An 11,352-nucleotide genomic window follows, 5' to 3' on the forward strand; every position below is an offset into this window, starting at 1 on the left:
TGCAGTAAGTAAAAATAAGTAGCCGAGCACATAACTGTACTCGGCTATCAATCATTTACTCAAAAATCTAAAAGCAGTTAGCAGTTAGCAGTTATGCCAACAAAAGTGCTTGTAGGTCAGCCAGAGACTTAACCTGATAATGAGGGTTAATTCCTGCTGGCGTCGCTTTCTCTTGGCTATTCAACCAACAGGTCTCAATACCAAAATCTAAGCCACCTAAAATATCAGAGTGTGGGTTGTCCCCAACCATCAATACTCTTTGCTTTGATGGCAATCCAATCAGCTTGTGTGCATGCTCAAAAATTTCCGCGTCTGGTTTAGCGACACCGACTTCCTCAGAAATGATCACATGGTCAAAGTAGTCCGTCATTCCTGTTCGTTCCAAACGGATTGACTGCAGCTCTGTGAAACCATTGGTGATGATGCCCATGTTCACTTTGCCTTTTAACGACTCCATCAACTCTTTTGCACCAGGAAGCAGAGAACAGATGTCTGCCATTGCGGCTAAAAATGCACTGTTTAGTGCAGCCGTTGTTGTCTCTAACTTTGTTGCCCAGCTTTCAAAACGCGCGTGCTTCAGTTGTGCCGCTGTAATACGGCCATCTTGGTAATCGACCCATAACGGCAAATTAACCTCTTGATAAACTGAATAATCCTGTTCGCTAAAGTCCACGCCAAAACGGGAGAACATCAGCTTCATTCCTTGAAAAGCATCAAAGTGGAACAAGGTTTCATCTGCATCAAAGAATATCCAATCGTACTTCATTTTATTTCCTATTATTCGCGCGGTTGAGCAGTGCTTGTATTTATTTTCTCATTGCCTCAAAGGCCAGATGTGCATTCTACTATCATTTTTGTGAGCCTGAATATAGTTCTAAGAATTTATAGAAAACAAGCAACAAGTCATGATGTATCGCAAATTTTGCCACATATTAAACCAATACCATACAAGAAATACACTTAAGTACCGGGAGGTACCATGAAGCACTTCTTACCGTCATCCGTCATGCTCACCCCATTCCTTGTTAAGTATTATGATGAAGAACCAGAAGACACCTCTGACGCCTTAGATACCGATGAGTCTCAACAACCTCAAATTGAAGCTAACGATGACTCACGCAAACCATCGACACAAACTGAACTAGAACCAACGTTGAGTGAATAGCCTTTACCTTTCATGGTTATGGAACGCCACTCCGTTATTAAATCAATCAATCGTTCGCTTTCCATTACTGACAATAAACACATAAGAAAACCATAAAAACGATTGCTATATGAGCCCTATCACAACGCATAATCACAAAGTGGTAGTTCGGAATCAAAGTTGTTCCAGATCAATGGTCGACCAGTTGATTGCCGACAACATGTAGGAAATTAAAAAATCATAATTAACGGAGTTTTCCAATGTCTACTGCATTTTATATCCCTACAATCAACTTCATGGGTACTGGCTGTTTGAAAGATGCTGCTGATAGCATTCAGTCTCAAGGCTTCAAAAAAGGTCTGATCGTAACGGATAAGATCCTTAACCAAATTGGCTTGGTTAAACAGGTACAAGACCTACTTAGCCAACGTGGCGTAGACGCAGTTGTATTCGACGGTACTCAACCAAACCCAACCATCACCAACGTGAACGATGGTCTTGAGTTGCTGACTGACAACGATTGTGATTTCGTTGTTTCACTAGGTGGCGGTTCCCCACATGACTGTGCAAAAGGCATCGCTCTGGTTGCCTCTAACGGCGGCAAAATTGCAGATTACGAAGGTGTAGATCAATCTGAAAAGCCAATGATGCCTCTAATTGCTATCAATACAACAGCAGGTACAGCTTCTGAAATGACGCGTTTCTGCATCATTACTGACGAAGCTCGTCACATTAAAATGGCTATCGTTGATAAGCACACAACACCACTTATCTCTGTAAACGATCCTGAGTTGATGCTTGCTAAACCTGCATCATTAACTGCTGCAACTGGCATGGACGCGTTAACACACGCAATCGAAGCTTACGTTTCAATCGCAGCAACGCCAATCACAGACGCAGTAGCGATTAAAGCAATTGAACTTGTGCAAGCACACCTTAGAACAGCCGTAGCGCACGGTGAAGACATTGAAGCTCGTGAGCAAATGGCTTACGCACAGTTCATGGCTGGCATGGCATTCAACAACGCTTCTCTTGGCTATGTTCATGCAATGGCGCACCAACTGGGTGGTTTCTACGACCTTCCACACGGTGTATGTAACGCTATCTTGCTACCACACGTTCAACGCTACAACGCGCAAGTTTGTCCAGAGCGTCTACGCGATGTTGCAAAAGCGATGGGTGTGAATGTTGAAGGTATGACAGCAGAACAAGGCGCAGAAGCCGCTATCAATGCGATTGTTCAACTAGCAAATGACGTGAACATCCCAACAGGTATTGCTCAACTTGGTGCTAAATTGGAAGACATCCCGACTCTGTCTGACAACGCACTAAAAGACGCTTGTGGTTTCACTAACCCTAAACAAGCGACTCACGAAGAAATCTCAGCGATCTTCGAAGCGGCAATGTAATCTAGATACAAGTCATTTCTTATAGCTAACACAAACGGGCTCACCTTCTGAGCCCGTTTTCTTTTATCTTCCTGTCTCTTTCAATTCTTTGCCTTCATAGCCAACCAAGAGCGACAAATCACTAGCTGCTCACCACTAAAAAGTCGCATTGTTGCGATCGCTTGGTTATAGTCAAACTATTGATATATAGAATGACAAACAGGTTCCATTGAGTCGTTGGATAGTTAGCACCTCATTATTAGCTTCACTCGTTGCCCACTCCGCTCAAGCAGAGGAACAAAATGAGTGTCACAGTCAGCCGTTAGAAGACGCCCCAGTCGAAAAGGCCTACCACTACCTAAACAGTAAATTTTGCCAACCCGCATTATGGTTTGACAGTTTCTTTGTCGATGACCGCATTACCGAAGATGCTCGAGCGGGCACTTCTGTGCGTTGGTACAACGACTTTATCTATTCAGAAGGTGGCGATGTAGATTACTCAACCAAGCTCAACGCACGCTTGCACTTGCCCTTTGTCAGTAAGCGCTTGAAGTTAATCTATGAATCGGTTGGCGATGAAGAGTTTTTAGATTTCTTTCCGCAAGATTCAGAGGAATTAGAGAGCGCACTCGGCCTACGTTACGATGCTTATGCCAAGGGTTACAGTAGCTTCAACATTAAAGCGACACTGCGTCCGCGGATTGAAGCTCGTTATCGCTTTACCTACCCTCTCACTACCGATGCCGTATTCAGGCTGACCCAACGTGTGTATCAAGAGAAGCAAGAAACTGGCGAGATCACCGATATCGATTTTGATCTTTCTTTGAGTGATGACTTCTTAGCACGATGGTCGAACTTTGCAGGTTATAACGACGACCTTAAAGGCTGGGAGTACGGAACGGGACTGACTTTGTATCACTATCTTTCTCAAGACCAAGCTCTGCAATACAGCGCCACTATCACAGCAACCAGCGAGCCGTATAACCACTACGAATATTCACAAGTGTCGATAACCTACCGAGAAAACGTTTGGAAAGAGTGGCTGTTCTACGAATTGATTCCGCGTTATCAATGGGAACGAGAACCTTATGAAAAACACACCGAAGAAGCCAACATCACCCTTAGGCTTGAAGTCTTGTTCAACAATGTCTAGTGGAACAGTATCTAGTGAGTGTTTGTGAGATACGGGCATCGTGAGATAAAAAAATGGACACAAAAAAGCACATCAAGTGATGTGCTTTTTCAGTTCTATATAAGGCTTAAGTTGCAGTCTTAACCCTTGTAGTTTCTTACTCGTGCCGCTTCTGCTTCACGCTTGTCGACGACCGTTTTACCGATTGGCGCCAATGAGATAACCGCGAGCTTAAGGTGCTGAATCGCAAACGGAATACCGATGATAGTAATGAAACACGCTACTGCTGACATGATGTGACCAATCGCCAACCAGATTCCAGCAAATAAGAACCAAATGATGTTACCAATCAGACCAAGCGGGCTGGTACCGATGTCAGTTTCATTGGTCAACTCATCACGTGAAATCGCTTCTTGACCAAATGGGAAGAATGAGAAGTTACCCATTACAAAACACGCTCTACCCCATGGAATACCAACGATGGTGAGGAATGCGAGCAGTCCGAAGAACCACCATGCCAATCCCATAAATACGCCACCAAACAGAAACCAAATGATGTTTCCTATTGTTCTCATGTTGTCTTCTCCAAATCTTTGAATGCTGTTTATTTCATATGCCGAATAAGGCAATACTTGTTCTAATAGGTTCATTATTATTGAGTCTTTATGAACCGCTTATGAATCGCCTACATTTTATGTGATTGATACACACCACGAAACGCTAAATCCGCATAGGGATCATCGATTTTATTTGATACCATGTTCGTAGATTTTTAGTATCACAAAGCTAAACAGCTACAACAACTAATTTAAGGCCGAATTTATGAACAACACTGAGCAACCTAAAAAGAAAATGAAAAACTGGGTGCCAATCGTCTTCTTCGGACTTCTCAGCACAGTGCCTGTATTCATGTTTTTAGTCGACGTGTACATTAACCAATACATGTAACGAGCCCCCGCCATCCTATCGGCGTAAAAATGAATACAGGAAACATGTCCTGTATTCATCTCAGTTAACTCACTTCTACTGTAATCAATTCAACTCTTCTGCGATCAAATCAACTCTTCGTTAATTAAATCAGCTCTTCGTTAATAAAATCTAGAATGTCGATCAGCTCATGATCTGGCAAGTTTAGTAAGTTATCACCCACATACCATTCAATCTTACATTGGTTTGGCAGTTCGCTGATCGCTGGGTTTCCTATCCAAATCTTGTGCTTCTTAGCTATATTGTCGCGCAGGATAATGCCATCCTCAAAACCCACCGGTAAATAGAGGTGAAGCATGTTTACTTGGGGTTCCTGCGGGTTCACTTTGAACTGCGGGTAGTCTTGTAAGATTTGATAGATTTGCTTAGTACGCTCATACAATGCTGGCATCAACTCAATCCGTTGATCAAACTGCATTGCTGCCGAAACCACGTAAGGCGTGCGATGATAAACATTTCCGCCCTGACGCTTCATCCACGCTGAAGCTTTTGCTACGAAAGCCTTGTCACCTAATAGGAATGACCCACCAAGACCGTTTAACCCTTTATAGAGCGAAACATAAGCCGTATCGAACCCCTTCGCGATCTCGCTGTATGGCTTTTGATAATACGCGCCGCACTCCCACAAACGAGCACCATCCATATGCAGATGAATCGATTGTTCTTTGCAGTACTGCTTTATCGCTTCAAGCTCTTCCCACTCAGGCAGTTGACCACCAATCTCTCGCATCGGTAGTTCATACAATGCCGCGGCAATCTCATCAGGCCAAGCCTTTAAGTCGTCGACATTCCAAGTGCGAAATACATTACCAACCGGAAGTACATTGAAACGGTTCTGGAGCTGATACCCTTGGCGTTCATGGCGCATAATATGGCTGGATTCATGCATCGCTACTACTGGGTTTCTTTTCTCTTGGCAGGCAATTTCTAATGCTGTGGGTTGGTTCATGGTGCCGGTAATCACAAACACGGCGGCCTCATAACCAAGCAGCTCTGCGACCTTATTTTCAAAGCTCTCGATAAACTCGCCATCACCGTAAGTGTCGTGCACCACATCATGTGTTTCGCACCATTCAGCCATTTGCGCGAAGGTTTGGGCTGGTGTTGGATCGAAGTGGCCAGAAAGCAGCAAATTACATTGTTGACGCAAGTCTGTGCTCATACCTTTTCCTTTATTCATTGTCGTTCTATGTAGGGTGATTGAATTATTTACGTTAGCCTTCAACGGTGACATAAAGTGCACCTATTCGCTTTTATTATTAGCGAATAATTAGTTTTACTCAGTCATCGGCTGCGTGTGCCGGAAATACTCAAATTGACGGGTGTTTTATATAATTAAGTCCCTAAAAACACGCGCATCTAACTAGATAAGTATGGGCTAATTCGTTGTTGTTCAACCATTCTTCTATTATTGTATATCTATAATTCCAATAAATATTATTCGTTAATGGACAAAGAGGGCTATATGTCGAAAAATCGAGTCTTGGTGCTATTCGCCCACCCTTCTCAGCATCGCTCTGAAGCTAACAAACCCTTATTTGAGCAAGCCAAGCGTATTGAAGGCGTCACTTGTGTCGATCTTTATGCTGAATACCCGACCTTCAAGATAAATATCGATCGTGAACAGAAACGCCTGTTGGACCATGACATCATCATTTTTCAATTCCCACTATATTGGTACTCAACACCCGCGATTCTTAAAGAGTGGCAAGACCTCGTCCTAGAATACGGATTTGCTTACGGCACCGACGGTAATGAACTGCAAGGCAAAAGCTTGTTATGCAGTATCACCGCTGGCGGCAAAAAAGAGGCTTATCAAACTGACGGTTATAACCACTTCACCATCCGTGAACTGCTTCACCCGATCGAACAAACGGCGTCTTTGTGCGGCATGAACTACTTGGCCCCATTGGCTTTGTTTGGTTCACGGACTGCGTTAGAAGAAGGCCGAATTCAAGATCACGTAAATAGCTACAGATCGCTTTTAGAGGCTTTTGTTGCGGGCGAAGTCGACCTCAACAAGGCAAGCAAGGCTGAAAAGCTAAACCATTACGTCGATGAAATGATGAGCAGAGGTTAGATCATGACAGGATATTTTCTACAAGCATTTATCTATTTGCTCGCGGCAGTCATCGCCGTCCCTATCGCTAAGAGACTTGGCCTCGGTTCTGTGCTTGGTTACCTGATTGCCGGTGTGGTGATTGGCCCAATTATCGGCTTAGTGGGCGAAGAGACCACGACCATTCAACACTTTGCCGAATTCGGTGTGGTGATGATGCTGTTCTTGGTCGGACTTGAGCTTGAGCCGAAGATGCTTTGGGCAATGAGAAACCGCCTTATGGGGCTCGGCGGCCTACAAGTCGGTGGCACAACGGCCATAGTGATGGGCATTGCATTGTTCTTTGGGCAACCTTGGACGATCGCGCTGACTATCGGTTTGATCTTCGCACTGTCATCTACGGCGATTGTTCTCCAAACGTTTAATGAGAAAGGGCTCTCCAAGACAGAAGGCGGCAAGAATGCTTTCTCGGTCTTACTGTTCCAAGATATCGCCGTCATTCCGATGCTGGCATTCATCCCTCTATTAGCGTTGCCAGAATTAATCGAAGCTGCACAAAGCGCGGTCGCTTCGGCTTCTGATCACCATGAAGAGTTGAGTCTTGTTGCTGGCCTACCCGGCTGGGCTTATGGCCTTGTGATCACAGCATCTATTGCGATTGTTGTGGTCGGCGGGCACTTCTTGAGTCGTCCACTGTTCCGCTTCGTGGCGAGCTCAGGCCTGCGTGAAATCTTTACTGCAACCGCACTGATGTTGGTGATTGGTATTGCTGCACTAATGAGCCTTGTTGGCTTGTCTCCTGCGCTTGGTACCTTCCTTGCAGGTGTGGTATTGGCGAACAGTGAATTCCGCCACGAGCTTGAGTCTAATATCGACCCATTCAAAGGGCTGCTACTTGGCTTGTTCTTCATTACGGTAGGTGCAGGCATCAACTTTGATGTTCTATTCAACGACTTTGGTTTGATCATTGGCCTCACTCTTGGCGTTATGCTACTTAAAGCCTTGGTGTTATTTACATTGGCGCTGATCTTTAAAATCAAAAATAGCGACCGATGGTTGTTTACGTTGAGCTTGGCGCAAGCCGGTGAATTCGGTTTTGTACTACTTAGCTTCTCGGCTCAAAACCACGTATTGCCTGCTGATATAGTCCAAACTCTGTCGTTGGTTGTTGCCCTTTCAATGTTCCTAACACCAGGCTTATTCATTCTATTTGATAAAGTGATACTTCCTCGTTACGAGCAAAAGTCTAACGATCGAGAGGCTGATACTATCGAAGAGAAAGGCACGGTGATCATTGCTGGTATTGGCCGATTCGGCCAGATTGTTAACCGCTTATTGGTGTCGAATGATGTCAATACTGTGGTTCTGGATCACCAAGCCAACCAAGTCGATTTGTTACGCTCCATCAATATCAAATCTTACTTTGGTGATGCAACTCGTCATGACTTATTACATACCGCAGGTATCGAAGAAGCAGCAATGCTTGTCGTCGCTATCGATAACCAAGACTCAAGCGTTGAATTGGTGAAGTATGTTAAACACACCTACCCTAATGTGAAAATCTTAGCGCGTGCATTCGACCGTGGTCACAGTTACCGCCTACGAGAAGCCGGTGCAGATTCTGTAGTCTCAGAAACGTACCACTCGGCACTCGAAATGGGCGCAGAAGCCTTGCGTTCTTTAGGTCATCACCCATTCTTCGTTGAACAGCAAAAATCAACGTATCAACGTGTTGAAAGTCGTAAGTCTGAAAAGCTTTACCAAGCTTGGTCTGACGCTGAGGAGAACCCACGTTACGACAACAACTACCGACAAATCTTCATTCACCTTGAAGAAGCAATGAAAGAAGACATGAAGAAGGACCGTTCAGACAAGCATTCACGCTCCGAACGAGGTTGGACACCACCACCAAAAGGTTATGCCGACGGCTTTGAGGAAGAACAATCCTAATTAGGGCTCTAAATACAAGGTTAAGCAACCATTCAAAAAGCGGCTTATAAGCCGCTTTTTCTTCGCCTAACCCACGCAAAGTGCCCTATCTGTACGAAGAACCGATGCTGGAATCGGTAATCCACAACATTTATGTGATCTACCTATAATTTTTAATTTCTACTCACATAGCAAAAATGAATTCATTTTTTACATTATTGAAACATTCCACCCTTGCATAAACCACACTATAAAAATGGCTATATATGCACTCCATCTAACCATTCGAACATCGAGTCGATTTATAGCGACCACTCTCTAAGGCTTGAATTACATTGCATATATCTAAACTCGCCTCACAAGCTGCCATTGAAACATTCACAATACCAATAACTAATGCTCCACATTCACAAATTCAAACCGTAAAAATTAACACAAACGTTTCAAAGTATGTCTATCGTTACAATTTGTAACGTATGCCAGTTGTCGGTATAGTCCTGCACTTCAAAAAGTGAGGCGGTTGCGCTCACCTTAAAGGAGATAATAATAATGATTACTAATGATGCTGTAATAATGGGCATGTTAGCTGTTATTCTTGGCGGTGTTTTTATCACGGAAAGTAGCCAAAATAGCGCACTGAAAAAATTCTACTCGTTCGTTCCGGGTCTATTGCTCTGTTACTTTGTTCCCTCATTGCTGAACAGCTTCGGCATCATCGATGCGTCAAACTCAAAGCTATACTTCGTTGCAAGTCGCTACCTATTACCGAGTGCACTCGTTCTTCTGATCATCTCAGCAGACCTTCATAAAATATTTGGCCTTGGTTCTAAAGCCGTCATCATGTTCCTAACTGGTACTGTTGGCATTATCATTGGCGGGCCTTTAGCGATTCTAATCATCGACCAAGTTAATCCTGATCTTGTATCTGGCGATGTATGGCGTGGCCTTACAACTGTGGCAGGTTCTTGGATTGGCGGTGGTGCAAACCAAGCAGCAATGAAAGAAGTGTTCGAGGTTGATGACCAATTATTCTCTGCAATGATTACGGTTGATGTTATCTGTGCGAACATTTGGATGGCTGTATTGCTTATCATGGCAGGCCGTCAGAAGAAGATTGATGCATGGTTAAAAGCAGATACTTCATCTATTGAAGAGCTAAAAGAGACGGTTTCTAAATACCAAGAAGAGAACGCTCGCCCAACAACCACAACAGATCTCATGAAGATCACGGGAATTGCGTTCGGTCTTACCGGCCTAGCTCACTTATTCAGTGACCTAATCGCACCTTGGATCTCGACCAACGCTCCAGAACTAGCGAAATACAGCCTTACATCAGGCTTCTTCTGGTTAATCGTAATGGTGACAACGTTCGCGCTCATCGCTTCATGCTTCAAATCAACACGCAGCCTTGAGCATAGCGGCGCGTCTAAAGTAGGTTCAGCGTTCATCTACATCCTAGTTGCAACCATCGGTATGCAAATGGACGTGACAGCTATCTTAGACAATCCAGGCTACTTCTTCATTGGTATCACATGGCTAACTATCCATGCCATTCTAATGATTGTGATGGCGAAGCTTATCCGTGCACCACTGTTCTTCATGGCTGTCGGTAGCCAAGCTAACGTCGGCGGCGCAGCATCGGCTCCTATCGTAGCTGCAGCGTTCCACCCAGCATTAGCGCCAGTTGGTATCCTAATGGCTGTATTGGGCTACGCTCTAGGTACATACGGTGCCTACATCTGTGGCCTCATCATGCAGGCTGCTGCGGGTTGATAGAAGCGCTTCAATGCAGTAACACAAAAGGCTGAACGATAGATCGTTCAGCCTTTTTCATTTCTACTCTTAGATTAATCAAACAAAGACGCCAGCTTATTTTCCACTACAGGACTGATATTAAAGCTCAACATAAAATCCGGACGTGTCTTTTCATCTTTCTCAATATAATAGTTCGCTTCAATGCCGAACTTCCAAGGACGTCCATTCAACACCGTTGTTTTAGTGACACTTATATTTAGTGGAACTTCTGCCTGATCCTTATTCCAGTCATATGAGAATGTCGGTGCAGAACCTACCGTCCAACCTCCACCTAAAATCTCTACCCAAAAAACTTGTGTCGATGTCTTGTTGATTCGAGTATCAGAATGGTCGGCTCCGTCTCCAGAAACACCATACAAGTGATTTGGGAACATACCTACAACTCGCTCACTACTCGCCTTCCCGAACATAAACTCAGGCCCAACAGCAAATTGATCAGCCGTTAAATCATTACTCCCCGTTGGCAAAGAAGCAAAGAGACCGAAAGCAACAATAGTCCCACCTTCCATTTTAGGCGCATAAGCTAAATCAAATGAGATGTCAGTAACGCCTGATTGAGCCATATGTTGGGAACTTGTCGGCGTGTCCATATTGAAATCATTCTGAACATAAGAGATAGCCGGGCGGAAGATGACTTTGTCGCCATTATCCATTGGAAACGGCAATGTCGGCTGTAATACAGTCGCGAAAGCATCCCCTCCACTATCGTAACCACCTGAATACTGAAGTTTTAAATTAAGGCTAGCGTAAGCTGTGTTTGGGTTTGCAAGTTCCTTTGCTGCCTGTTCTGCTGCTTGGTCGCTATTACCTTTCGAGATAGTGGTATCAGCGGTCACAAAATTCGGCGTTAATAATATTCCAGTTATTATCAGTGCAAATGGTTTACAAGCCATTGAAG

Annotated in this window: 11 protein-coding genes; 7 read left to right on the forward strand and 4 right to left on the reverse strand. The window is 44.2% G+C overall.

Going from position 1 to position 11,352, the window contains the following annotated elements:
- Positions 1 to 91: 91 nt before the first annotated feature.
- Positions 92 to 766, reverse strand: coding sequence for a pyrimidine 5'-nucleotidase (gene yjjG / locus OW495_RS03345; RefSeq protein ID WP_017098476.1), 675 nt, complete (start codon positions 764 to 766; stop codon positions 92 to 94).
- Positions 767 to 979: 213 nt separating this feature from the next.
- Here yjjG and OW495_RS03350 point away from each other — a divergent pair, with 213 nt between their 5' ends.
- The 3 genes from OW495_RS03350 to OW495_RS03360 all read left to right on the forward strand — a co-directional run bounded on the left by OW495_RS03350 (position 980) and on the right by OW495_RS03360 (position 3,685).
- Positions 980 to 1,165, forward strand: coding sequence for a hypothetical protein (locus OW495_RS03350; protein ID WP_099166590.1), 186 nt, complete (start codon positions 980 to 982; stop codon positions 1,163 to 1,165).
- A gap of 239 nt (positions 1,166 to 1,404) precedes the next feature.
- Positions 1,405 to 2,553: an L-threonine dehydrogenase gene (gene yiaY / locus OW495_RS03355; protein WP_102513716.1), complete on the forward strand. Its 1,149-nt coding sequence runs from the start codon at positions 1,405 to 1,407 to the stop codon at positions 2,551 to 2,553.
- Positions 2,554 to 2,761: 208 nt separating this feature from the next.
- Entirely contained in the window at positions 2,762 to 3,685 is a 924-nt protein-coding gene (locus tag OW495_RS03360) for a hypothetical protein (RefSeq protein WP_017111844.1), read from the forward strand.
- A 119-nt stretch (positions 3,686 to 3,804) separates the two neighbouring features.
- Here the strand turns inward: OW495_RS03360 and OW495_RS03365 are convergent, their stop codons facing one another.
- The gene (locus OW495_RS03365; RefSeq protein ID WP_017111843.1) at positions 3,805 to 4,239 is read right to left on the reverse strand and encodes a YccF domain-containing protein; all 435 of its coding nucleotides are present in this window, start codon (positions 4,237 to 4,239) and stop codon (positions 3,805 to 3,807) included.
- 247 nt (positions 4,240 to 4,486) lie between these two features.
- Here OW495_RS03365 and OW495_RS03370 point away from each other — a divergent pair, with 247 nt between their 5' ends.
- Entirely contained in the window at positions 4,487 to 4,612 is a 126-nt protein-coding gene (locus tag OW495_RS03370; RefSeq protein ID WP_017060906.1) for a hypothetical protein, read from the forward strand.
- A gap of 124 nt (positions 4,613 to 4,736) precedes the next feature.
- Here the strand turns inward: OW495_RS03370 and OW495_RS03375 are convergent, their stop codons facing one another.
- The gene (locus OW495_RS03375; RefSeq protein WP_102513717.1) at positions 4,737 to 5,813 is read right to left on the reverse strand and encodes a beta-eliminating lyase-related protein; all 1,077 of its coding nucleotides are present in this window, start codon (positions 5,811 to 5,813) and stop codon (positions 4,737 to 4,739) included.
- Positions 5,814 to 6,116: 303 nt separating this feature from the next.
- Here OW495_RS03375 and OW495_RS03380 point away from each other — a divergent pair, with 303 nt between their 5' ends.
- The 3 genes from OW495_RS03380 to OW495_RS03390 all read left to right on the forward strand — a co-directional run bounded on the left by OW495_RS03380 (position 6,117) and on the right by OW495_RS03390 (position 10,412).
- Complete coding sequence (locus OW495_RS03380; RefSeq protein WP_102513718.1) at positions 6,117 to 6,731, forward strand: NAD(P)H-dependent oxidoreductase; 615 nt, start codon at positions 6,117 to 6,119, stop codon at positions 6,729 to 6,731.
- Positions 6,732 to 6,734: 3 nt separating this feature from the next.
- The gene (locus OW495_RS03385) at positions 6,735 to 8,660 is read left to right on the forward strand and encodes a monovalent cation:proton antiporter-2 (CPA2) family protein (protein ID WP_065105423.1); all 1,926 of its coding nucleotides are present in this window, start codon (positions 6,735 to 6,737) and stop codon (positions 8,658 to 8,660) included.
- A gap of 528 nt (positions 8,661 to 9,188) precedes the next feature.
- Positions 9,189 to 10,412, forward strand: coding sequence for a DUF819 family protein (locus tag OW495_RS03390; RefSeq protein ID WP_102513719.1), 1,224 nt, complete (start codon positions 9,189 to 9,191; stop codon positions 10,410 to 10,412).
- Positions 10,413 to 10,486: 74 nt separating this feature from the next.
- On the opposite strand, the gene OW495_RS03395 is transcribed toward OW495_RS03390, so the two are convergent.
- The gene (locus OW495_RS03395) at positions 10,487 to 11,347 is read right to left on the reverse strand and encodes a transporter (RefSeq protein ID WP_102513720.1); all 861 of its coding nucleotides are present in this window, start codon (positions 11,345 to 11,347) and stop codon (positions 10,487 to 10,489) included.
- Between the last annotated feature and the right edge of the window lie 5 nt (positions 11,348 to 11,352).

This window comes from Vibrio sp. 14N.309.X.WAT.E.F5, assembly GCF_030397615.1.
Lineage (GTDB): Bacteria > Pseudomonadota > Gammaproteobacteria > Enterobacterales > Vibrionaceae > Vibrio > Vibrio lentus.